The organism is Leuconostoc fallax (assembly GCF_004354645.1).
Classification (GTDB): Bacteria; Bacillota; Bacilli; order Lactobacillales; family Lactobacillaceae; genus Leuconostoc_B; species Leuconostoc_B fallax.
This window is the reverse complement of the sequence record NZ_PUFI01000014.1, coordinates 266,412-289,659: the sequence shown is the minus strand read 5'-3', so window position 1 is coordinate 289,659 and position 23,248 is coordinate 266,412. Positions and strand designations below refer to the sequence as shown.

21 protein-coding genes are annotated in these 23,248 nt (G+C 39.1%); 3 read left to right on the top strand and 18 right to left on the bottom strand.

The annotated features are described in order from the left end of the window. Position 1: 1 nt before the first annotated feature. The 12 genes from purL to C5L23_RS05630 all read right to left on the bottom strand — a co-directional run bounded on the left by purL (position 2) and on the right by C5L23_RS05630 (position 13,249). On the bottom strand, positions 2-2,248 hold the full coding sequence (purL, locus tag C5L23_RS05685; RefSeq protein WP_010007645.1) for a phosphoribosylformylglycinamidine synthase subunit PurL: 2,247 nt from the start codon (positions 2,246-2,248) through the stop codon (positions 2-4). A gap of 29 nt (positions 2,249-2,277) precedes the next feature. After that, positions 2,278-2,952: a phosphoribosylformylglycinamidine synthase subunit PurQ gene (gene purQ / locus C5L23_RS05680; protein WP_029508643.1), complete on the bottom strand. Its 675-nt coding sequence runs from the start codon at positions 2,950-2,952 to the stop codon at positions 2,278-2,280. 8 nt (positions 2,953-2,960) lie between these two features. Beyond that, positions 2,961-3,230, bottom strand: coding sequence for a phosphoribosylformylglycinamidine synthase subunit PurS (purS, locus tag C5L23_RS05675; RefSeq protein ID WP_010007647.1), 270 nt, complete (start codon positions 3,228-3,230; stop codon positions 2,961-2,963). Positions 3,231-3,276: 46 nt separating this feature from the next. Further along, positions 3,277-4,032 (bottom strand): phosphoribosylaminoimidazolesuccinocarboxamide synthase, encoded by a 756-nt coding sequence (locus C5L23_RS05670; RefSeq protein ID WP_133264421.1) that lies wholly within the window; start codon positions 4,030-4,032, stop codon positions 3,277-3,279. Then, complete coding sequence (gene purK / locus C5L23_RS05665; RefSeq protein WP_133264420.1) at positions 4,022-5,176, bottom strand: 5-(carboxyamino)imidazole ribonucleotide synthase; 1,155 nt, start codon at positions 5,174-5,176, stop codon at positions 4,022-4,024. The genes C5L23_RS05670 and purK overlap by 11 nt, the downstream gene beginning before the upstream one ends. Then, complete coding sequence (gene purE / locus C5L23_RS05660; RefSeq protein WP_010007653.1) at positions 5,173-5,658, bottom strand: 5-(carboxyamino)imidazole ribonucleotide mutase; 486 nt, start codon at positions 5,656-5,658, stop codon at positions 5,173-5,175. Before purE ends, purK begins: the two co-directional genes overlap by 4 nt. 273 nt (positions 5,659-5,931) lie before the next feature. After that, a complete protein-coding gene (locus C5L23_RS05655) occupies positions 5,932-7,218 on the bottom strand; it encodes an adenylosuccinate synthase (protein WP_010007654.1) in 1,287 nt (428 codons plus the stop codon). A gap of 164 nt (positions 7,219-7,382) precedes the next feature. Next, the gene (lpdA, locus tag C5L23_RS05650; protein WP_010007655.1) at positions 7,383-8,789 is read right to left on the bottom strand and encodes a dihydrolipoyl dehydrogenase; all 1,407 of its coding nucleotides are present in this window, start codon (positions 8,787-8,789) and stop codon (positions 7,383-7,385) included. Positions 8,790-8,791: 2 nt separating this feature from the next. Then, positions 8,792-10,108: a dihydrolipoamide acetyltransferase family protein gene (locus C5L23_RS05645; RefSeq protein WP_010007657.1), complete on the bottom strand. Its 1,317-nt coding sequence runs from the start codon at positions 10,106-10,108 to the stop codon at positions 8,792-8,794. Between the two features lie 28 nt (positions 10,109-10,136). Beyond that, the gene (locus C5L23_RS05640) at positions 10,137-11,117 is read right to left on the bottom strand and encodes an alpha-ketoacid dehydrogenase subunit beta (protein ID WP_133264419.1); all 981 of its coding nucleotides are present in this window, start codon (positions 11,115-11,117) and stop codon (positions 10,137-10,139) included. Positions 11,118-11,122: 5 nt separating this feature from the next. Further along, positions 11,123-12,220: a thiamine pyrophosphate-dependent dehydrogenase E1 component subunit alpha gene (locus C5L23_RS05635; RefSeq protein ID WP_010007658.1), complete on the bottom strand. Its 1,098-nt coding sequence runs from the start codon at positions 12,218-12,220 to the stop codon at positions 11,123-11,125. 39 nt (positions 12,221-12,259) lie between these two features. Next, the gene (locus C5L23_RS05630; RefSeq protein ID WP_133264418.1) at positions 12,260-13,249 is read right to left on the bottom strand and encodes a lipoate--protein ligase; all 990 of its coding nucleotides are present in this window, start codon (positions 13,247-13,249) and stop codon (positions 12,260-12,262) included. 153 nt (positions 13,250-13,402) lie between these two features. Here C5L23_RS05630 and C5L23_RS05625 point away from each other — a divergent pair, with 153 nt between their 5' ends. Continuing rightward, positions 13,403-14,203: an alpha/beta fold hydrolase gene (locus C5L23_RS05625; protein ID WP_240034424.1), complete on the top strand. Its 801-nt coding sequence runs from the start codon at positions 13,403-13,405 to the stop codon at positions 14,201-14,203. 36 nt (positions 14,204-14,239) lie between these two features. Here the strand turns inward: C5L23_RS05625 and C5L23_RS05620 are convergent, their stop codons facing one another. From C5L23_RS05620 to C5L23_RS05610, 3 genes are all read right to left on the bottom strand, one after another. Beyond that, complete coding sequence (locus tag C5L23_RS05620; RefSeq protein WP_010007662.1) at positions 14,240-15,352, bottom strand: BMP family lipoprotein; 1,113 nt, start codon at positions 15,350-15,352, stop codon at positions 14,240-14,242. Between the two features lie 196 nt (positions 15,353-15,548). Next, the gene (locus C5L23_RS05615; RefSeq protein WP_010007663.1) at positions 15,549-16,061 is read right to left on the bottom strand and encodes a tRNA (cytidine(34)-2'-O)-methyltransferase; all 513 of its coding nucleotides are present in this window, start codon (positions 16,059-16,061) and stop codon (positions 15,549-15,551) included. Beyond that, positions 16,058-17,266 (bottom strand): AI-2E family transporter, encoded by a 1,209-nt coding sequence (locus tag C5L23_RS05610; protein WP_010007664.1) that lies wholly within the window; start codon positions 17,264-17,266, stop codon positions 16,058-16,060. The genes C5L23_RS05615 and C5L23_RS05610 overlap by 4 nt, the downstream gene beginning before the upstream one ends. Positions 17,267-17,393: 127 nt before the next feature. Here C5L23_RS05610 and C5L23_RS05605 point away from each other — a divergent pair, with 127 nt between their 5' ends. Further along, a complete protein-coding gene (locus C5L23_RS05605; RefSeq protein WP_010007666.1) occupies positions 17,394-18,425 on the top strand; it encodes a lactonase family protein in 1,032 nt (343 codons plus the stop codon). A gap of 193 nt (positions 18,426-18,618) precedes the next feature. After that, entirely contained in the window at positions 18,619-19,812 is a 1,194-nt protein-coding gene (locus C5L23_RS05600; RefSeq protein ID WP_338033097.1) for an MFS transporter, read from the top strand. 14 nt (positions 19,813-19,826) lie between these two features. Here the strand turns inward: C5L23_RS05600 and yihA are convergent, their stop codons facing one another. The 3 genes from yihA to tig all read right to left on the bottom strand — a co-directional run bounded on the left by yihA (position 19,827) and on the right by tig (position 23,130). Continuing rightward, positions 19,827-20,429, bottom strand: coding sequence for a ribosome biogenesis GTP-binding protein YihA/YsxC (gene yihA, locus C5L23_RS05595; RefSeq protein ID WP_133264417.1), 603 nt, complete (start codon positions 20,427-20,429; stop codon positions 19,827-19,829). Next, positions 20,429-21,673 (bottom strand): ATP-dependent Clp protease ATP-binding subunit ClpX, encoded by a 1,245-nt coding sequence (gene clpX, locus C5L23_RS05590; RefSeq protein ID WP_133264416.1) that lies wholly within the window; start codon positions 21,671-21,673, stop codon positions 20,429-20,431. The genes yihA and clpX overlap by 1 nt, the downstream gene beginning before the upstream one ends. Positions 21,674-21,834: 161 nt before the next feature. After that, positions 21,835-23,130: a trigger factor gene (gene tig, locus C5L23_RS05585; RefSeq protein ID WP_133264415.1), complete on the bottom strand. Its 1,296-nt coding sequence runs from the start codon at positions 23,128-23,130 to the stop codon at positions 21,835-21,837. Positions 23,131-23,248 lie beyond the last annotated feature (118 nt).

Genomic DNA, 23,248 nt, shown 5'->3' with positions numbered 1-23,248 from the left:
TTTAATCTTTCATCATTTCAGAAATACTATGCAAATAAATGTCTTTAGCAGTTGCTACTGGTAATGCAATAACTTGCCCCTGATCAGTACCGATATTGATGAGATCAGTGGCAGTTACTTCTCCAATTTCAGAAACTGAGACATCATGATTTTGTACTAATGCTTCAAATGTTTTAACATTTGAAGCAGCAACACTCACAATAAAGCGACCAGCCGTTTCGGCAAAGAGTTGTGATGTACTACCAGCAAAAGTGGCATCAATACCTAGATTATTTTTAATTGCACTTTCAACTAAGCTTACAGCCAATCCGCCTTCACTTAAATCATGCGCACTCTCGATTAAGCCAGCATGGATAGCATCTAAGACAAAACCTTGATTAGCGATTTCTGCTTGTTCGTCAAATTCAAAAAGTTGACCGCTAATTTGTTGCGTTTGCAGCTTTTGAATTTCACTACCATTGAAACTGTCTTGCGTGTCACCGATTAAATAAATAACATCCCCTGGTTTTTTAAAGAACGACGTTGTGATATAACGATTATCTTCAATCAAACCAACCATACCAATCATTGGTGTTGGATAAATGGCTGTACCATCTGTTTCATTATAAAGGCTCACATTTCCAGAAATAATTGGTGTGTTCAATTGCTTAGCAATTTCGGTAATGCCTTCAACTGATTCGTGCAATTCATAGTAGACGTCAGGATTATCTGGTGAACCAAAGTTCAAACCATCTGTAATTCCAATAGGCAATGCACCAGTGGCAACAATATTTCGAGCTGCTTCAGCTACAGCCATTTTTGCACCAATGCGTGGGTTCAAGTAGAGATAACGCGCATTAACATCAGTCGTCATTGCTAATGCTTTTTTAGTACCACGAATTCGAACGACAGCAGCGTCACCACCCGGTTTCACAACTGTATCAGCGCGGACTTGTGAATCAAAATGTCTAAATAATTCAGCTTTTGAAGCGATTGTTGGTTGTGCTAATAATTGTTTCAATGTCGCTGTTGCATCAACTACGTCTGGTACAAATTGTTCTTGATGTGCTGACAATAAGCGTTGTGGCTTTGTTTGTGGTAAATCTTGTTTAGGTGGATTTGTCAAAAACTCAACATCCACATCAGCAACGACTTCATCCATAAAGCGTAAACGATAACGGCCATCATCAGTGACTTGACCAATAATCACAGCATCAAGATCCATGTCCTGGAAAATATCCATCACTGCTTTTTCTTGTCCCTTAGTGACAACGAGTAACATACGCTCCTGTGATTCAGACAACATCAGTTCGTACGGCGTCATATTTGCTTCACGTTGTGGCACAAGATCTAAATTCAGATCAATGCCCATACCAGCTTTGGCAGCCATTTCAGAACTAGAAGATACTAATCCTGCAGCGCCCATGTCCTGAATACCCACAACTTTATCAGCATGTTCACGAATGACACGTAAAGTCGCATCCATAACTAGCTTTTCTAAGAATGGGTCGCCTACTTGCACGGCTGAACGATCTGAAGCTGCTTCAGATGAAAATTCAGCACTAGCGAAGGTTGCCCCGTTAATACCATCACGGCCTGTTTTAGCACCAACATAAATGATTGAGTTACCAACACCTTTGGCTTGTCCAACTTGCATAGCCGCTTGATCCATGAGTCCAACTGCCATAACATTCACCAATGGATTACCAGCATAAACATCGTCAAAACTAATTTCACCACCAACAGTTGGAATACCGATAGCATTACCATAACCAGCAATTCCTGCAATCACACCATCAACAATATGCTTGGTACGCGAATTTTCTAGTTCACCAAAACGCAGAGAGTCTAATATTGCAATGGGCTGTGCACCCATCGAGAAAATATCTCTTAAAATACCGCCGACACCCGTAGCTGCGCCTTCGTATGGTTCTACAAATGAAGGATGATTATGACTTTCAGCTTTAAAGACGACTGCTTGGTTATCGCCAATATCTAAAATACCAGCCCCTTCTCCAGGGCCTTGCAAAACCCGATCATTTTGAGACCAAAATTTGCGTAAAGCTGGCTTAGACTTCTTATATGACACGTGCTCTGACCACATACCAGAGAAAATACCTGTCTCTGTATAATTAGGTAAACGACCTATTGTCTTCACAATGAGTGCATATTCTTTTTCAGTTAATCCCCATTGTTCATAAATTTTGTGATCACGTACCTGTTCAGGCGTTGCTTCATTTGCCATGGGATTTAAAGGCTTTTTGGGCATGACTTATCTCCTAAAATATGCTGTTCAAATTATTTAGCAACTGTACTTAAAATACTATTGACGATACTCTTAAAGAATTGCCGACCATCTGTATTACCCGTCAAGGCATCAACTGCACGTTCTGGATGTGGCATCATACCAAAAACATTTCCTTTTTCATTCATAATGCCAGCAATATTATTAAGAGAGCCATTCACATTTTGCGCGTAACGAAAGACGACTTGACCGTGCTGTTCCAAGCGTTCTAACGTTTCCGGATCCGCATAATAATTTCCCTCACCATGGGCAATAGGTAATATGACGGTTTCTTGTTGCGCATAATCACTTGAGAAGCTTGTTTGGTGGTTAGCAACTGTTATAGCAACTTCTTCACAGATAAAGCCAGGTCGCTCGTTCATTAACAACTGTCCAGGTAGCAAGCCAGCTTCGGTTAAAATTTGAAAACCATTACAAATACCGACAATCAATTTACCTTCATTGGCTGCTTGTGCAACCGCCGACATAATTGGTGAAAATCGTGCAATAGCACCTGTGCGTAAGTAATCACCATACGAAAAGCCACCTGGTAAAAGTATCGCATTATAACCGCTTAATGATGCTTGTCTTGCGTCCACAATATCGGCATCAATATCAAAATCTTGCAATGCATACAACATGTCATCGTCACAATTAGAGCCTGGAAAGCTAATGACTGCAGCACGTATTTTATTCATCATTGGGCTTTTACCTCATCTGTTACCAGAGTTAAATCGTAGCGATATGTTTCAGTATTTTGGTTAATCAATAATGCGTCCGTAAAGGATTCAACGATTTGAGCAGCTGCATCGACATCACGTGCATTAAATTTCACCTCAAAGTACTTACCTTGGCTAACTTTTTCAATACCAGAATAGTCCATACGCTTCAATGCAGACTTAATCACTTCACCTTGGGGATCTAAAATAGAGGGCTTGTAGGTAACATAAATTTTTGCAAGATACATCTTTATTCTCCTTGGAATATTATCCATTTTCGTATGTGATCATTGATTACTGGTTTAGAAACTGTTCTAAGCGATTCAATACTTCTTGATAGCCAACACGCAAGTCACCTTGATGTTTACGGAAGACATCCTTGTCTAATGATTCCCCTGTTGATTGATCAACTAACCGCATTGTATCTGGTGAAATTTCATCAGCTAATAGAATTTGATGATCTGCTGTCCGGCCAAACTCCAGCTTAAAGTCTACCAACGTAATGCCAATATTTTTAAACAGGGCAACAAGCTTTTCATTGACTTGTCGTGCGTATATGCGTAAATCAGTTAGCTCTTCTTTGGTGGCAAGCTTTAAAGCAAGAATTTGTGAATCATTCATAAACGGATCATCCAATGCATCAGACTTATAATAAAATTCTTGGACAGTTGGTGTTAATGGCATCATTGGCTTAACATCAAAACGACTAACAAAATGCCCTGATGCGTAATTTCTAGTCACAACTTCAATAGGAATAATATCAACCCGTTTTACTAACTGATCTGTTTCAGAAATATTAGCTAACCAATGATTAGCAATACCAGATTGCGTGAGATAATCGAATAATAAGTTACTAATTAAATTGTTGAAGTGCCCTTTTTCTGGGAAGTCTTCTTTCAGCTTACCGTTTAAGGCAGTCACTTGATCCATATAATGCACCCATAAAACATCAGCATTATTCGTTGCAAAGACCTGTTTGGCCTTACCTTCATACTTCAGTGCTTTTTTTTCAATGAATTGACCATCTAATTCAAATTTTTCACTGCTCATCTTCAGTTCCTTCCTGATGTGTTGCTGCCCAATTTAATAACTTTGCGATGTTATCCTCACCCAAAACAGTGATATGCCCCATTTTACGATGTTGCTTGACGACTGCTTTACCATAATCATGGAAATGCCATTCTGGATGATTGGCTAATGCTTGACGTGCTTGAATGAGTTCGTCTCCGAGTAAATTTAACATCAATGCTGGTTTAAAACATTCAATTTGTGGTATCGGTAAGCCGACAATACTGCGGATATGTCCTTCAAATTGAGAAATAGTCGTTGCTTCAATACTATAGTGTCCAGAATTATGTGGTCGTGGTGCTAGTTCGTTGACCCAAATTTCTTCAGTTGATTCATTAATAAACAACTCAACACCCAAGACGCCACGCAAAGATAATGCTGTTGCAATCTTTGTTGCAATATCTTCAATTTTTTGTGCTAACTGATGTGATATATTAGCCGGCGCTAGACTGGTCTTCAAAATATGATGTTGATGGTTATTTTCAGCAATGGGCCAAGTTGTAATATCGCCATTGGCTGAACGCGTGACCATAACACTCACCTCTCGGGTAAATTGAATTTTCTTTTCTACAATTAATTGTGCGTTGGGCCAGTGCTTTTTCATTTCTGCTAAATCAGCTATATCATTGATATCCCATTGACCATGTCCATCATAGCCACCACTGGTTGTTTTGAGAATTAATGGTGTTCCCATGCTTAGAATTGCTTTTTCTAAGTCAGCTGGCGTTTTAATTTCAACGAAATCAGCAACAGGTACCTGCGCTTCATCGCGAATAAATGTTTTTTCTTGTATCCGATTACTGGTAATATCCAATAATGCAATACCTTGAGGGATACGTACATTGCTTTGTTGACTTAAAGCATTTTGATCAACATTCTCAAACTCATAAGTGATGACATCACTTTCATCTGCTAATTTAGCTAATGCTGTTGCATCGTTATATTCAGCCGTAATTTGAAAATCAGCTACCTGTCCAGCTGGACTATCAGGTGTCGGGTCTAAAATACCAACACGATAACCCATTGGCTTAGCTGCTAGCGCCATCATTCGCCCAAGCTGACCACCACCAATAATGCCAATCGTTGCTGGTGGTAAAATAACATTTGCATCTGTTTTTTTGATCATACCAGGTCAGCCTCACTTTCAATTGAAGCTTGCGTTTGTTGCTGTCTAAATTTTTGAAGCAACGATGTCACATTTTCACTACTCAACCCCACAATCTGTGCGGCTAATATTGCAGCATTCTTAGCGCCTGCTTCACCAATTGCAACTGTCGCGACAGGAATACCTGATGGCATTTGAACAATGCTAAGCAATGAGTCCAAACCATTTAAGGCACGTGTTTGTATGGGTACGCCGATAACTGGAATGACTGTATTAGCAGCCAACATACCTGGTAAATGCGCCGCACCGCCTGCACCGGCAATAATCACCTGAAGTCCTTTGTCTTGTGCCTGCTTACCAAAATTTTGTAACTGATCTGGCATCCGATGTGCCGATATGACATGTTTCTCATATGTAATGCCTAACTGTGTTAACAATTCTACAGTTTGCTTCATAATTGGCCAATCACTTTTAGATCCCATTACCACGGCGACTTGTGTCATCTTATTTTTTTACCTCGCTATAATGATATTGATCATTATATAAAATATGATTAGTGTTCTAGTTCGTTTACAACTATAATTTACCAAAAATATATTATCATGTGTTCGTTTTAAAATAATATTTTTCTCACAATATAAAAAATAGTTCGTTATAAACGAACTATTTATATAAAATTATAATCGAATCCGAATGTTAAGAAAATAAGCGCTTCCTTTTTAACTAAAAACGAACATTAAAAAAGCACTTAACAATGTTAAGTGCTTTTTAGCAAATTAAGCTTTCCAAACATCACCTAGTAGATGTGTTTGTTCAGGTTTAGGACCCACTGCAAAACTTAATAATGGTACCTCTAATAATTCAGAAATACGCTTCAAATAGTTTTGTGCATTAACAGGTAATGCTTCAAAAGTATCGATACCTGTAATGTCTTCATCCCATCCAGGTAATGTTTCACAATTAATATCCAAGCCTTCAAACCATGTATCACTAGCAGGGAAATGATGAATCTCCTCACCGTTATAGTTGTATGAAGTCACAATTTTAACTTCTTTGAGTCCAGACAATACATCCAAAGAATTCACTGCTAGCTTTGTTAAGCCAGAAACTTGTACGGCATGGCGCAATGCTACTGTGTCTAACCAACCAATACGCCGTGGACGTTTTGTTACCACACCATATTCATGACCAACTTCACGAATATGAGCACCAATTTCATCAAATAATTCAGATGGGAAAGGCCCTTCACCAACACGTGATGTGTAGGCCTTAATAACCCCAACAACATCTTGAATTTGCTTTGGACCAACGCCAGCACCATTTAATACGCCACCAGCAGTAGGATTAGATGACGTCACATATGGATAAGTACCATGATCAACATCTAGCATAACGCCTTGTGCACCTTCAAAGACGACACGCTTACCATCACGCATCAAGTTTCCCAAAAGATAAGCCGTATCTGTAACATATGGCTTTAACTTCTGACCCATCTCAACATAGTGTTGATAAATTTCATCATAATCAAGTGCTGCTTCACCATACAATTTTGTTAATTCATCATTTTTATGCGGTAAGTAACTTTTAAGTAACTCACCAAATATTTCTGGTTCAATTAAATCAGCAACGCGAATACCATTTCGAGAAATTTTATCAGTATAAGCAGGACCAATTCCTTTTTTAGTTGTACCGATACGATTGTTAGTTGCCCCTTCAGCTGCTTTATCCAAAGCAATATGATAAGGCATAATCACATGAGCACGGTTAGAAATACGTAGATTCTCGATTGAGATACCTTTGCTTTCAACTTCCGCAATTTCAGCCAATAACGCATCCGGGTTAACAACGACACCATTACCCAAAATGGCTAATTGACCTTCTGTGATAATACCAGAAGGTAAAGCAGATAATTCAAACTTTGTGTCACCATGATAAATGGTATGCCCTGCATTATTTCCGCCTTGATAGCGAACAACAGCATCAGCATGTTCTGCGAAAAAATCAACGATTTTTCCTTTTCCTTCATCACCCCATTGAGATCCAACAACAATTACACCAGACATTATAGCATTTCCTAACCTTTTAGTATTCATAAAACACGAACTATTTAATTTTAACCAACGTCTTTTACCAATGTATTATACCTTATTTTGACGCATTTTACGAAAATAAAAATAAAAACCGAAAATCATTAACTGATTTTCAGATTCTATTCCAATTTCAGACTTTAAATATGAATTGGTAAACCATCGGCTAATTCAGCCGTATCCATAATGGCTTCACCCAATGTTGGATGTGGATGAATTGTTAATGAGATATCTTCAGCGCGTAAACCATTTTCAATCGCTAAGCTCATTTCATTAATTAAATCACTAGCATTAGGTCCCACAATTTGGGCACCCAACAAAATATCCGTTTCTTTATCCGTAATCAAGCGGATAAAGCCATCGGTTTGATGCATTGTAATAGCACGGCCATTAGCAGCAAATGGGAATTTTGAAACTTTAGCATCCAAATTTTTATCTTTGATTGACATCAGTGTCTCACCTACAGTCGCAAGCTCAGGATCCGTATAGGCAACTGATGGCATAGCAATCGCATCATTAGTGATGTCTTGACCACTGATAGCTGCAGCAGCTACTTTTGCCTCAAAGCTTGCCTTATGCGCCAAAGCTGGTCCTGCAACAATATCGCCAATCGCATAAATATGTGGTGCTGTGGTCTGCTGCTGATCATTCACCACAACTAAACCACGATCCGTCAATTTAACATCAGTTGCATTTAAACCAATCTCATCTGTGTTTGGGCGACGGCCAACAGATACCAAAACATAATCGCTTTTTACGGTTGCTGATTCACCGTCAACTTCGTAAGTAACTGTAACACCATCATCATCTTGTTGTGACGACTTAGCTTGTGCATTCGTTACAATTTTAACTTGATTATTTTCAAAATGACTTAAAACAGGTTGAATCATTTCTTTATCAAAACCATTCAGTATCTGAGGTAACCCTTCGATAATCGTCACTTTAGTCCCTAAGTTGCTATAAACACCTGCTAATTCAGAGCCGATCACACCACCACCAATAATCGTTAATGCTTCGGGAATCTCAGGTAATGATAACGCAGCAGTCGAATCAATAATGCGACCTTCAAAAGTAAAACCGGGGATTTCTACGGGACGTGATCCAGTTGCCAAAATCGCATGATTAAATTCTAGTAAGGTGGAAGAATCATCTGTCATCACATTGACAACTTTATCATCAGCAAAGCGTGCCTCACCCTTATAAATCTCAACTTGATGCTTTTTAAGTAACATTTTCACACCAGTAGTTAATGTGTTCACTACTTCGTTTTGTTTCCAAGATTGCGCTTTTTGCCAATCTAATTCTGGATCATCGACAGTCAAACCAAACGGTGTATCATGCGTTGCGGCATGATATGCATGCCCAACACCGATAAGTGCTTTAGATGGAATACAGCCAACGTTTAAACAAACACCACCAATTTGATTTTTTTCAACAATAGCTACTTTTTGACCTAGCTCGGCAGCACGAATGGCAGCCACATAGCCACCAGGTCCCGAACCAATGACTAATGTATCAACAGCTTGTGTCTGTGCACCAACTACCATTCCTATACCTCCATTAACATGTATGCAGGATCAGCTAGCAACAACTTCAAGTAATTGACTGCTTGTTGTGCTAACATCCCATCAATCAAACGATGATCAAAACTCAAAGACAACTTCAACATTTGCCCAACAGCAAGCTGACCATCCTCTGCAACAATCGCTTCTTTGTTAATTTTACCAACACCAAGAATAGCAGCTTCATTAACATTAATAACAGGTGTAAACCACTGACCACCAGCACTACCAATATTTGAAATTGTTACGGTACCATTAGACATATCTTTCGGCGACAATTGATTATCACGCGCTTTTTGTGCCAAAACTTCTATTTCTTTAGCAATGGCCATGATCGACTTGTGATCGGCACCTTTTATAACAGGTACAAATAAACCTTGTGGTGTATCAACTGCAATGCCAACATTGTATTCTTGACCATAAACGATTTCTTGCTTGTCATCATCAATGTATGCATTCAATTCTGGGAACTTTTTACCAACTGCTGCTAAAGCCTTTGTAAAGTACGCCATATAGGTTAACTTAACGTCTTGTTGGGCTGCAGTCGCCTTAAAGGCTCTACGATGTTCAACTAACTTAGTAACCTCAACTTCATCAAATACCGTCACATGTGGTAAGTTCTGTTTCTGTGCCACCATATTCTTCGCAATTGCACGTCGAATTGGTGTCATTGGAACACGACCCACTTTAGGCGGTTTAACTGATTCGCTTTGAACAATAGGCTCTGCTTGTGGTGTCCTTTGATCAGATGCGCTCGCCCTTTGTGTATCAGGAGTTGGTTGTTCTGACGTCTGGCCTGTAAAGCTCTGCACATCAGCAAAAGTAATATGTCCATGTCGACCAGTCGCTGGGACTTGGGTCAAATCAATGTTATGTTGGCGCGCATATTGCCTTACCGATGGCATGGCTTGTACACGACCATTTACAATTGGTGCACCTGCCTTGTCATCAGCTGAATTTGATGTATTGCTATTCGTTGGTTGCTGGTTATCAACAGTATTAGACTCTGTTTCAACTGCCTTAGCAGGAGCTTTCGATTGGGTATCATTTTCTGCTGTGCCCGTGCCATCACCATCAAATTCAATAATTGGATCTCCAACACTAACGGTTGTTCCTGCATCTACAAATAACTTTGTGATTTTACCAGCATATGGTGATAGCAATTCTTGTAAAAGCTTATCATTTTGTACCTCGGCGACAGCATCTTCTTCTTTAACTGTGTCACCAACCTTGACTAACCAAGATGAAATTTCGCCTTCGGCCATACCTTCACCAATATCTGGCATTTTAAAAATTTCTGTCATGTAAATATCCTCCCTTTACCTGATTACATTAGTCAAAGTTAACAATTTCTTTTACCTTAGCAATGACATCATCGGCATTTGGCAACCAATCATTTTCAGCCAAGGCGAAAGGATAGATGCTGTCCGGTGCAGCAACACGACCAATAGGTGCCTTTAGGTCAAGAATAAAGCGTTCAGAAATTTCACTCATCACACTTGCCCCAATACCAGCTTGACGCTGCGCTTCTTGAGCAACGACGACACGACCAGTCTTAGCAACAGATTGACCAATAGTCTCAATATCCAGTGGACTTACTGTTCTCAAATCAACAACTTCAGCATTAATGCCAGACTTAGCTAATTGTTCAGCAGCAGCCAACGACACAGGCACCATACCGCCATACGTAATAATTGAAATATCTTGTCCTTCACGTGCAATAGCGGCTTTATCTAAAGGTGTCGTATAGTAACCATCAGGTACTTCTCCTTTAATTGAACGATATAACTTCAAATTTTCTAAGAAAATAACTGGGTCATTAGATTCAATTGCGCTAAGTAACAAACCTTTTGCATCTGCGGGATTAGCTGGCATAACGACACGTAAACCAGGCGTTTGGGCTACAATCCCTTCTAAATTATCCGCATGCATTTCTGGTGTTTTAGTCCCACCACCATACGGTGCCCGCACAACAATTGGAAATTGTCGTGTGCCATGAAAGCGGAATCGACCACGAGCCATTTGACCGGCAAGCGAATCCATCACTTCATACAAGAAACCAAAAAATTGGATTTCCATGATTGGCCTAAAGCCTTGCGTTGTTAAACCTATAGCTAATCCACCAATACCGGATTCAGCTAAAGGTGTATCAAAGACGCGTTCCTCACCATGCTTATCTTGTAAACCATCAGTCGCACGGAAAACACCACCGTTTTTACCAACATCTTCACCAAAAATCACAACATTTTCGTCACGTTCAAGGGCGATATCTTGCGCATCTGTAATTGCTTGTATATATGTTTTAACAGCCATTTATATTACTTACCCTCACTTTCAAAATGTGCAATTTGTTCCTGCTGGGCTTGACCAGGCTGTGCCAGAGTTTGCTTAATAAAGTCAGATACCTTTTGCTTTTCAACATTATCAGCTTGCTTAACTGCCTCATCAATCTGCTGATTAACTTCTTTAACCCAGCTTTCCTCAGTTTTTTCATTCCATAGTCCCTTATCGCCAAGGTACTTACGGAAACGGATTAATGGATCCATTTTTAGCCATTCGTCGATATCTTCTTGTGAACGATAACGTAATGGATCATCACCACTCATTGAATGCGGACCAAAACGGTTAGTCAGTGTTTCAATGAGCACTGGACCATTCTCAAGGGCCCACTGGCGTGCTGTTTTAGCAGCTAGATACACAGCTAACGGATCCATACCATCTACAACAATACTTGGTAAGCCAGCTGCCCAACCTTTCGCAGCCAAATGTTTTGCTGCTGTTTGCGTATGGCGTGGTGTTGAAATCGCAAAGCCATTGTTTTGAACAAAGAAGACAGCAGGCGCTTGATAATGACCTGCAAAGTTCATGCCTTCATAAAAATCACCTTGTGATGTACCACCATCACCAGTGTAGGTATAAGCAACATTCTTCTTACCGCGCTTTTTAAAGCCTAATGCAATACCAGCTGTTTCAACATATTGAGCGCCAATGATAATTTGTGGAAACCAACCTTTAACATCCCCAAATTCATTACCTTCGTAATGACCACGTGACCAGAGGAAAGCTTTGTAAATTGGTAATCCTTTTAAAACAAGTTGTGGCACATCACGATATCCAGGCATGACATAATCTTCTGAATCAAAAGCATAATTAGAGGCAACTTGTGATGCCTCTTGTCCTGCTGTTGGTGCAAAGAATCCTAAGCGCCCTTGCTTGGCTAGTCGAGTAGAACGATCATTTAGCGTTCTTGATAGCACCATTTGTTTCATTAATTCGACTAATTGGTCATCTTTAAGCCCAACCTTCTCTAAAGCCTGCTTGTCAACAATTTTGCCTTTATTATTCAAAATTTGGAATGTCTTAAATTCGGAATCTTGTCGTTCAAGTTGTGCTTTAAAATCTAATATATCTACCATGTTCATCCTCCTTATAACCGATATCTCAGTTCATTATCATTAACTGGCAAACATTTTGGCAATATCATGATTTGGTATGTGTCCAAAGTAATTGTCAGATGCATCCATTTCATCAAGTACACGTTTAATATTGGCTTCATCAAATTTCTGACCAATTAATTTTTGTCGAAGTGGCGTAATGTCTAGCAAGCCTAAGAAATCACCTTCAAAATGAATGTCGCGAATGATTCCCTCCTCAACTTGTGCAAAGACATCTACTGCACCACCTGTAAACTTCTCATGACTATGGAAATTAAAGGCCGGTGACTTACCGTAATTCCAATCCCATGTTGAGAACTGTCGTTTCTGTAAATCAGTAATCTGCGCATTTTGTGCACTATCCAAAATAATCTCTTGATCCTTACCTTGGTTAGACAAATAATACTGTAACGCTTCAAAGAAACTATCCATTGTCGTTTCTTTAGGTGCATAATTTTTAATCATACCTACACGAGAACGGACTGACTTAGCCGCTTTAGACATGAACTTCTCGTCTGCCACATTCAAAGCGTGTACCATCGTGTCAACATTCGTATCAAAAAGTAAAGTACCATGATGCATTAAATAACCATTAGCATACCGTTGCGCATTCCCAGATATTTTTTTGCCATCAATCACCAAATCGTTACGACCAGTAATTTCAGCTGGAATATCCAATGAGTGAAGTGCGGCTAACATGGGTTGCACAAACTTGTGAAAATTGACTTCTGCCGTTTGCTCAACAGGTACGATGAAAGTAAAATTCAAATTACCCAAATCATGGTAAACTGCACCACCGCCTGTAACACGTCTTACAACTTGGATACCATGATCATCGACATATTCTTGGTTGACTTCTTGAAATGTATTTTGATTTTGTCCAAGAATAACAGCATTACGATTTTGCCACAATGTAAAAATTGGCTCATCTGGTTTCAAATCATTTAACAGCCATGTATCCATGGCAATGTTATGGGTTGCATCTGTTTGGTTATTCATCACGTAGCGCATGCATTACTCCTTCATATTCAACGAATTTGTTATCATTTTAGGAAACTGCAACCATAAATGAAAGCGTTTTCCTACGCCCTAATTGTAACTTTCTTCCCCCTAATATGCAAGACTATTACCTGGGTTTGTGGCATGATAGAATTGGAGGTTTTTATGATGTCTACTTTTTTAACAAATGATCATATTAGCATTAATTATTCTGATTCTGGTCAAGATGATCGCCAACCAGTTATTTTAATCAGTGGTTATTCTGGCGTTCAAGGTTCATGGATTGAACAAAAAAAGGCCTTATTAGCCAATGGCTATCGTGTCATTACTTATGATCGACGCAATCACGGTGCTTCACAAACGTCACAACAAGGTTTGCGTATTGCGCGTCATGGGCAAGATTTATACGAACTCATTACTCATCTTCAGCTCACTAACGTTAATTTAGTAGGTCACTCAATGGGTGCTGCTACCATCTGGGCCTACCTATCTCTCTGGTATGATCAAAATGTTTCTCACATTATCACAATTGACGAATCACCAAAAACTATTAGCGAGAACGATTGGCAATACGGTCTGTTAGGATTAACTTGGGAAAATTATGCAAACGGTGTCCGTGAGATTGAAACAACACGCATGACCCGACACAAAATTAAATCTGACATCAAGATTGCAATCGGCAAAGAATATCGACCATTTGATTTTGAACTCAATTTACCACTCCTTCGCGATCACACCGCGCAAGATTGGCGTGATGTGATTAAAATGACACACACACCGCAACTGTTTATCGCTGGTAGTGATTCACCATTATGGTCTGCTGATCATGCTAAAGCTGCTCAAAAACTCAATACCAAATATATTGAAGCTATCACTATTGATGGTGCTGGGCATATGCCATATATTGAGTTTCCGGACTTATTCAACCAATATATGTTAGATTTTTTCAAAACAAAAAGCCAATGATAAATATCATTGGCTTTTTAGTACGTCTATTATAGATTAGAATTTCTGATTAAAATCAGATCCCTTTGGATGGTTAGGTACTGTAATCTTACCATCCTTAATTTTCTTTTCAGCTTCATTAACTGCTTTCTTTTGGCTATCTGTTAATTCAGATTTAGTTAACCAAACACCCTTTTCGTTCAAACCATAAGCAATCGTCTTACCACCAGGGAACTTACCGTTCTTATTGTAATCATCAGCAATATTCTTAACACCATCACCCACTGATGTGATTGATGAGGCCATAGTTGATGTGACCTTCTTCCCATCCTTTGACGTATAATTACCGTCTGACTTTTGGTCACGATCGACACCAATAATCAATAAACGATTTTTATCTGTTGCCGTCAACTTTGAATTTTCAGCCTTTGCTTCAGCAAAAGCACCATTACCAACAAAACCAGCAGCTGCGAAAATTGTATGAATACCACTGGCATACATTGTCTGAGTAATTGTCTTACCCTTTGCTGAGTCAGAAAATGAATTGGCATATTGCTTAACAATAGTTAAATCAGAATTTGTTGCCTTAACGCCAGCATCAAAACCTGCATCAAACGCATCAATGATATTACCATGGATACCACCAATGAATCCAACTTTTTTGTCTCCATTTTCAGTTGCTCGAGTGGCTGCGGCTACACCTGCTAAATATGATGATTGTTCTGAACGAAACATCACGTTAGCGATATTTTTCTTACCGTTCACAATATCATCAACCAAAACAAATTTCTGTTTAGGATTTAACTTAGCTGATTTTTGAATGGACTGGTTTAATGAATAACCAATACCATAAACAATATCATACTTTTGGCCTTTTGTAGCCAAACTAAAGTTTTGGTCCAATTCAGATTGATCCGTTGTATTGAAGTAAGCAACTGACTTATTAGATCCAGCAGGAATATTATTGGCTTTCGCATAACGCTTAGCGCCTTCCCAAGCAGATTGATTGAAGGAATGGTCGTCAACACCACCCACATCTAAAACCAAAGCTAATTTAGCTTTATCAGTATCATTAGATGCTGCTTTCTTATTCCCTGTTGCAGCATAAATACCACCACCAATAATAGCAATTGCAGCAATACCGCTGATAATTTGTGTTGATCTTTTCATCGCAATTCTCCCCTAGTGTGCTGAAACAGCACGATTTATTATGACATGATATGTAGCCAATTCTGCCATACCTTATATTATTTGATCATATACTGTCATTCAGATAATAATGACCAACCGATATTCTATTCTACAGATTTTCTTTAGGTTTACAAGCCCATTTTTAGTCCACAATAAAAAGAGCCCAATTAGGCTCTTACTTTAACTTATCTTGCTCATAAGTATGTATACGTTCTAAATTCGCAAAGCTTTGTTGACGTAGGGCTTCGTACAACACAATGGCAACGGTATTCGATAAATTCAATGACCGAATGTGCGTATCATCCTGTGGAATTCGAATCGCTTTTTCAGGATTTTGGCGCATAAACACTTCAGGTAAACCAGTCGTTTCTTTCCCAAATAAGAAATAATGATCACCATCAGTTGCCTGATAGTCTGGCTGTGAATAATCTTGATTAGCAAATTTTGATACCAAATAAAGATGATCCGTTGGCTTTAATGTGTCCAAGAAATCGGGTAAGCTTGGATGCTTAACTAATTGTACATGTTCCCAGTAATCTAGCCCTGCACGTTTGACATGTTTATCATCTAGTTCAAAACCTAACGGCTCAATTAAATGCAAGACAGCATCTGTTCCTGCTGTTGTACGGGCAATATTCCCAGTATTAGCCGGCATTACCGGCTCAAACAATACGATATGATTTGTCATGATTCTTTTGTGTTTCCTTCTAATTTTTTAACTGAATTATCCATTTCCGATGTCGTAGCGTGTGCATCTTCTGCAAATAAATCAGAATTCGTACGCCACCATTCATAAATGTGCGTAACCAATACCTTAACAACCGCATAGGTTGGCACACTCAATATGATACCTAACACACCGAATATGTGTCCCCCTGTTAGCAAAACGACAATAACGGTCACTGGATGAATTTTAAGTGCACTTCCCAAGATTTTAGGTGCAATGACATGCCCTTCAATTGGTTGCTCAATCACGAGAACAATAAGTGCAAACAATACCAACTTTGGTCCACCAGCAACTAGAGCAACGATAAAAATCGGTACTTGCGCCAAAATAGAGCCAACATACGGGATCATATTGAACAGCCCAGCCATGAATGCCAATAAAATACCGTATGGCAAACCAATAATCGTATACCCAATTGAAAACATGATAATAACAGCCAATGCGACGCCCAGCTGACCACGAATATATTGTGCAACTTGTTTGCTTACTTCTTGTAAAACACTTTGCAAGGATGTTTGTGCCTTACTTGGTAATTTATCAGCGATGAAGCTAGATAATTTATTTCCATCTAATAACATATAGAATAAAATAAATGGTGAAGCCACTAGTGTCACACCAACTGTGGTTAATGTTGATGCAATTTGCCCAATACCACTCACACCGCTTTGCAGATACTTGCGACTCCAATCGGCCACAGTTTGGTTAATGTCAGAATTGGTATTAGATAGCCATTCTCTCACCGTTTGAAATTCCGATGTTGCAAAAGTATCGTTAATTACCCGCTGACTATTTTGCCAATAATTTGGCCAATTATCTACTAAACCGCTCACTTGATCACTAATAATCGTCACCGCTATCGTGACAATCAATGCTAGAATAGCCAATACCGCCACCAATACTAAACCTACCGAAAACTTTTTAGGCATTTTAGTGTGAGTATTTAGCCAATTAACAACAGGAATCAAGAGATAATACAAAACACCTGCAATAATGATGGGTGCACCAACCGCCGTAAATAAGGCACGCATTGGTTCAATGATAAATCGAATTTGATAAATCATGAAAATAATGAGCAAAACGAGTAGTGCCATAATGAGGCCATTTAAAACATTATTTCCAGAAAACCAACGTTGATACCAATTTGTTTTATTTGATGGTGATTTCATAAAACACCTCCCAGAGTTATGCCCTTATTTTATCATGAAAATGTTTGCTTTTTATGTGAAAAGGCTTACATATATGATAAAATTGTGGTGTGTAACACAATATCAAATCTATTTTAGGAGAAGCATCATGACAACACATAAGATTCTTTTCGGTACTTATACTAAGCGTATCTCTAAAGGGATTTACGAAGCAGAATTAAACACAGAAACGAAACAATTGACTAACCCGCAATTTATTGGTAGCTTAACTAATCCTACTTATTTTGCGCTTTCACAGGCTAATAAATTATATGCCGTTGAAAATCGTGATGGCCAAGGTGGTGTCGTAACGATGGACAACAGCGCGCGCCCATTACAGGAACTAGAAGTACATCTCAGCGAAGGATCAGCTCCTGCATATATCGGTGTTGATGAAGCACGCCAACTTGTTTATGCTGGTTATTACCATCGTGGTAGTGTTGAGGTATACCGTATTGATGCCAATGGTAAGCTAACACTGAGTGATACTTTCCAAAACGAGGGATCAGGTCCACGCCCAGAGCAAGGCTCTGCTCATGTTCATTTCAGTCACTTAACACCAGATAATCGCTTAGTCGTTGTTGATTTGGGTACTGATGAAGTGATCACCTTTGACGTATCTGATGATGGCCAATTAACAGAGATCGCGCGTTATCGTACTGATGAAGGATTCGGGCCTCGTCATATTCGTTTCTCACCAGATGGCCACTATGCTTACTTGTTGGGCGAACTTTCAAGTCTCTTAAGTGTTTTAAAGTATGATCAAGAAACCGGTCAATTTGAACATGTGATGACAGCCTCAACTATTCCAAATGATTGGACAGAGCACAACGGTTGTGCTGCACTTCGCATCAGCAAAGATGGTCGCTTTATTTATGCTTCTAATCGTGGTCACAATTCAGTTGCTGTTTTTGAAATATCTAATCAAGGTGCAGAAATTAAGCGTGTTCAACTGATTAGTACTGAGGGTGACTTCCCACGTGATATGAATTGGGATGCCAACGAACAGTTCTTGATTGTTCCTAATCAAAACACCGATAATGTTTCATTATTTGAACGTAACGCACAAGATGGTCAGTTGACACTGTTACAAAAGGATTTTGCTATTCCTGAAAGTGTACGTGTTATCTTTGAAAATTAATCACACTAAAAACCAAGTTCGCTTGGTTTTTTTATTGACATCATCATAGTAAAAGCGTATCGTTAACTTGTTTAACTATCGTGAGGTCACAATAGTTATTAAAAATAAAGGTTGCCTGTGAGCAACCATTTTTAAGGAGAAAATTATGCGAAGTAGCGCATCAAAAGATATGTCCCCACTTAATGACCATCATATTGGGTCTTACCAGAAAAAGGTCATGTTCTCAACGGCTGCCGGATTTGGATTAGAAAACATGGATATCATGTTCCTATCCTTCACACTATCGTCTATCATTGCGACTTTAGGTATCTCAAGTACAGCTGCCGGATTTATATCTTCGATTACTAACTTAGGTATGCTCATCGGTGGTTTATTTTTTGGTATTTTAGCTGATAAGTACGGTCGGGTTCGTGTATTTACTTATACGATTTGGATTTTTGCCATTGCAACTTCATTAATGTTCTTTGCTAAAAATATCTATATGATTTATGCGCTACGCTTTCTGGCTGGTATTGGTGCTGGTGGTGAATATGGTAGTGGCATGGCCCTCATCGCTGAGAGTTTTCCAAAAAGAATGGTCGCTCGAATTTCATCTATTTCTGCTGTTGGTGGTCAAGTTGGCGCCATTCTCGCAGCACTTTTGGCCGCGGTAATACTACCACACTTCAGTTGGCATGCATTATATCTCTTCGGTTTACTGCCAGTTATCTTGATTTTCTTTATTCGACGTCATCTTGACGAAAGTCCAGAATTTAAAGCATTACAAGCATCGCCACAACAGCACGTTAAAAGTGGGTCACTCAAAATCCTCTTTGCCACACCGAGTCAAGCTTGGCAAACAGTTGCTTTAACAATCATGGTAATGGTACAAATTGCGGGTTACTTTGGTTTGATGAATTGGTTACCTTCCATCATGCAAAACCGCTTAGGGCTCACAACGTCTAGTTCATCGCTTTGGATGATTGCAACAATTATTGGGATGAGTTTTGGAATGATGACCTTTGGTACTGTGATGGATAGATTCGGTGCTAGGCGTGCTTTTACAATCTTTCTAGTTGCCGCTGCTATTTCGGTCTATGTTTTAACACTTGCAACTAATAAATGGGAATTATTAGGCGCTCAAGTTTTAGTTGGGTTCTTTTCTAATGGTATGTATGGTGGTTATGGTGCTATCTTTGGCTTCTTGTATCCTACTGAAGTACGTGCGACAGCTAGTAACGCCATCATGAACTTTGGCCGCGCAGTTGGTGGCTTTTCAAGCGTTCTCATCGGTTTCTTAATGGACCACTATACCCTTGTTATCGTCATGGGCTTCTTATCAACCGCTTATATGGTGAGTTTGATCGTTATGTTATCCATTCCCAAACTAAAAACTAAAAAAGTTTAAATAAAAAGAACGCCTTAGGCGTTCTTTTTATTTGGCATATGATTCTCAATCCATTGCCATACTTCATCTTTTCCGTATTTAGTTTGTGATGAAAAGAACTGAAAGTCGCTATCTTCTGAATCGAAATTTAACGCTTTTTTTATAACACTTTCAGCGTGGTTAAACTTACCACGGGCAATTTTATCAGCTTTAGTTGCAACGACTAAAATTGGCACTTTATAATAATGTAACCACTCATACATCATAATATCTTCTTCGCTTGGTGCATGTCGTGCATCGACCAAACTAACAACACCGCGCAATTGTGCACGCGATGTGATATAGGTTTCAATCATCTCGCCAAAGGCTTCTCGTTGCTTCTTAGAAACTTTCGCATAACCATAACCCGGCACATCAACAAAATAAAGCGCATCTTCCACATTATAAAAATTTAACGTCTGTGTCTTTCCGGGTTGCGCACTTGTTCTAGCCAATCCTTTACGATTAATCAAAGTATTGGTTAAAGAAGACTTACCAACATTAGAGCGACCAACTAAAGCAATTTCGGGTAAATTAGTGACTGGATATTGTGCTGGACTTACTGCACTGATTTCCATTGTTACGTTATGAACTTCCATTATTGCGTCACCTTTTTCAACTGTAGTTCTGGCTGCTCACCATCTTCAACAGTGCCTTTAGTTATGATTACTTTTGCAACATCTTCACGGCTCGGAATATCATACATAATATCCTTCATGACCTTTTCAATAATTGAACGCAAACCACGCGCTCCTGTTTTCCGATCGATTGCCAGACTTGCCATTGCTTGTAATGCTTCTGGTTGGAACTCCAAATCAACATCATCAAATCCGAGCAACGCTTGGTATTGTTTAATGACAGCATTTTTGGGCTCAGTTAAAATCCGAACTAAATCATCAATCTTTAATTCATCAAGTACTGTAATAATTGGTAACCGGCCAATAAATTCAGGTATCAAACCAAACTTGGTTAAATCTTCTGATGCCACATGACGTAAAATATTACCAGATAAAAATTCATCCGTTCGATTAGCATCCATACCAAAACCAATAACCCGCTCACCAAGGCGCTCTTTGATTAATGTATCAATACCAGCAAAAGCACCACCAACAATGAATAAGATATTTGTTGTATTCACTTGAATCAATTCCTGTTGCGGATGCTTACGTCCACCTTGTGGTGGTACGCTAGCTGTTGTGCCTTCTAGTAATTTCAAGAGTGCCTGTTGGACACCTTCTCCAGATACATCTCGTGTAATTGACACATTCTCAGACTTCTTTGCGATTTTATCAATTTCATCAATATAAATAATACCACGCTCAGCTGATTCAATATCAAAATTCGCTGCTTGCAGTAACTTTAAAATAATATTTTCAACGTCTTCACCAACGTACCCTGCTTCTGTTAGCGTTGTCGCATCAGCAATAGCGAATGGTACATTTAAAATTCGTGCCAAGCTTTGGGCCAAATACGTTTTTCCTGATCCCGTTGGGCCCAGTAAAGCAATATTCGATTTTTGTAATTCAACGTCTGTTGTTTTAACTAAACTTTCGTTGATCCGCTTATAATGATTATAAACCGCAACTGCCAATGTCTTCTTTGCTTCATCTTGACCAATCACGTAATCATTCAATTTTGCCACAATGTCATGCGGTGTTGGCAATGACAAAACTTGAGCAGCTTGATCTGCACTCAACTCTTGGTCGATAATATTTTGCGCCAATGCCACACATTCATCGCAGATATATACATTTGGACCAGCAACTAATTTTTTAACTTCGTCTGCTGATTTACCACAGAAACTACAAGTAATCGTTTCATCATAATCGGTTGTTTGTGTCATATCATTTAACCTTTATTCTTAAAAATCATCAATCATCATATTCAAAATACAATGAAAAAATATAGGCGCTCACACGTCATGTTCCATTTTACCAGTTTATAATCATTGACGATATAAAAAAAGCTGGACAATGTCCAACTTTTTAACTTTATCTCAGTATGTTACTTCGCAACAGCTGAATCAGTTAACTTCTTCATTGCTTCACGCATTGCAATATCATGCTTAAGCATGCTTGCTGATACAGCCGCACGAACTTGTTCAACTTCCATCTTGTAAGTCTCAGCCAAACGACTAATTTCAGCTTCAACTTCTTCATCACTCGGTTGAACATTTTCAGCCTTCACGATAGCTTCAAGAACAAGATTTGTCTTAACACGCTTTTCAGCACCATCTGTGAATTGCTTATGCATGTCATCTTCAGTTTGACCTGAAATTTGGAAGAACATTTCGCGTGAAATACCTTGTTGTTGTAATTGTGCGAAATATTGATCCATTTGACGATGAACATCTTCATCAATCATCGCTTCAGGAATCTTGTCACCGTCAACCTTGGCATTATCTACAGCCTTAGTCAATACAGCATCTTCGAAGGCTTCTTGAGCTGATTGTGCCTTTTCATCTGACAAACGTGTCTTAACTTTAGCTTCCAATTCTGCCAAAGTTTCAACTTCTTCATCAACATCCTTAGCAAATTCGTCGTCCAATTCAGGTAAAGCCTTACGCTTTAATTCATGAATCTTCACTTCAAACAAAGCTTCCTTACCAGCTAAATTAGCAGCTTGGTAATCTTCTGGGAAAGTAACGTTAACGTTAATATCTTCACCAGATACGTGTCCAATCAACTGATCTTCAAATCCAGGAATAAATTGTCCTGAACCCAATTCAAGGCTAAAGTCGTTGGCTTGTCCACCTTCAAAATGTTCACCATCAACAGAACCATCAAAGTCGATAATAACTGTGTCACCCTTTTCGGCTTTAGTGCTCTCTTCTTGCAATACAAGCTCAGCTTGGCCTTCTTGTAAACGCTTGATTTCAGCAGCAACATCTTCATCAGTTACTTTTGTATCTTGCTTGTCAACTTCAAGATTAAGGTAATCGCCTAATTCGATAGCTGGTGCAGTTGTAATAACAGCTTGCATTGTCCAAGCCTTACCTTTTTCCATAGAAACAGGTGCGATGTTTGGACGACCGACTGGTGTAATACCAGCTTCTTCAACAGCAGCTTCATAAGCAGCTGGCAAAACAGCATCCATTGCATCTTGATACAATGCTTCTTCACCAAACTTTGAGAAGAAAAATTGCTTACTAATCTTACCCTTACGGAATCCAGGAACTGATATTTTATCTTTATTACGTTGGAAAGCTTGTTCTAAACCTTCTTCAACTTGTGCGCGTGAGATTTCAAATTCTAATGTGCCTTGGTTTTTTTCATCCTTGGCTGGTGTCCAGTTAGACATGATATTTCCTCCGATTTTTCAGTACCATATAATTTTAGACTAAATTTGGAATTATCACAACCGTTTTATCTGATTATTTACATGAATTCCGTGCATTTTGACGCTCTGCGATATTATT

What these genes read in the sequence shown, in the direction of transcription:
- purL (WP_010007645.1), bottom strand. Translation starts at nt 2,248, where the DNA reads ATGCCCAAAAAGCCTTTAAATCCCATGGCAAATGAAGCAACGCCTGAA.
- purS (WP_010007647.1), bottom strand. Translation starts at nt 3,230, where the DNA reads ATGTATCTTGCAAAAATTTATGTTACCTACAAGCCCTCTATTTTAGAT.
- C5L23_RS05670 (WP_133264421.1), bottom strand. Translation starts at nt 4,032, where the DNA reads ATGAGCAGTGAAAAATTTGAATTAGATGGTCAATTCATTGAAAAAAAA.
- purK (WP_133264420.1), bottom strand. Translation starts at nt 5,176, where the DNA reads ATGATCAAAAAAACAGATGCAAATGTTATTTTACCACCAGCAACGATT.
- purE (WP_010007653.1), bottom strand. Translation starts at nt 5,658, where the DNA reads ATGACACAAGTCGCCGTGGTAATGGGATCTAAAAGTGATTGGCCAATT.
- C5L23_RS05655 (WP_010007654.1), bottom strand. Translation starts at nt 7,218, where the DNA reads ATGTCTGGTGTAATTGTTGTTGGATCTCAATGGGGTGATGAAGGAAAA.
- lpdA (WP_010007655.1), bottom strand. Translation starts at nt 8,789, where the DNA reads ATGGTAGTTGGTGCACAGACACAAGCTGTTGATACATTAGTCATTGGT.
- C5L23_RS05645 (WP_010007657.1), bottom strand. Translation starts at nt 10,108, where the DNA reads ATGACAGAAATTTTTAAAATGCCAGATATTGGTGAAGGTATGGCCGAA.
- C5L23_RS05640 (WP_133264419.1), bottom strand. Translation starts at nt 11,117, where the DNA reads ATGGCTGTTAAAACATATATACAAGCAATTACAGATGCGCAAGATATC.
- C5L23_RS05635 (WP_010007658.1), bottom strand. Translation starts at nt 12,220, where the DNA reads ATGGTAGATATATTAGATTTTAAAGCACAACTTGAACGACAAGATTCC.
- C5L23_RS05630 (WP_133264418.1), bottom strand. Translation starts at nt 13,249, where the DNA reads ATGCGCTACGTGATGAATAACCAAACAGATGCAACCCATAACATTGCC.
- C5L23_RS05625 (WP_240034424.1), top strand. Translation starts at nt 13,403, where the DNA reads ATGATGTCTACTTTTTTAACAAATGATCATATTAGCATTAATTATTCT.
- C5L23_RS05620 (WP_010007662.1), bottom strand. Translation starts at nt 15,352, where the DNA reads ATGAAAAGATCAACACAAATTATCAGCGGTATTGCTGCAATTGCTATT.
- C5L23_RS05615 (WP_010007663.1), bottom strand. Translation starts at nt 16,061, where the DNA reads ATGACAAATCATATCGTATTGTTTGAGCCGGTAATGCCGGCTAATACT.
- C5L23_RS05610 (WP_010007664.1), bottom strand. Translation starts at nt 17,266, where the DNA reads ATGAAATCACCATCAAATAAAACAAATTGGTATCAACGTTGGTTTTCT.
- C5L23_RS05605 (WP_010007666.1), top strand. Translation starts at nt 17,394, where the DNA reads ATGACAACACATAAGATTCTTTTCGGTACTTATACTAAGCGTATCTCT.
- yihA (WP_133264417.1), bottom strand. Translation starts at nt 20,429, where the DNA reads ATGGAAGTTCATAACGTAACAATGGAAATCAGTGCAGTAAGTCCAGCA.
- clpX (WP_133264416.1), bottom strand. Translation starts at nt 21,673, where the DNA reads ATGACACAAACAACCGATTATGATGAAACGATTACTTGTAGTTTCTGT.
- tig (WP_133264415.1), bottom strand. Translation starts at nt 23,130, where the DNA reads ATGTCTAACTGGACACCAGCCAAGGATGAAAAAAACCAAGGCACATTA.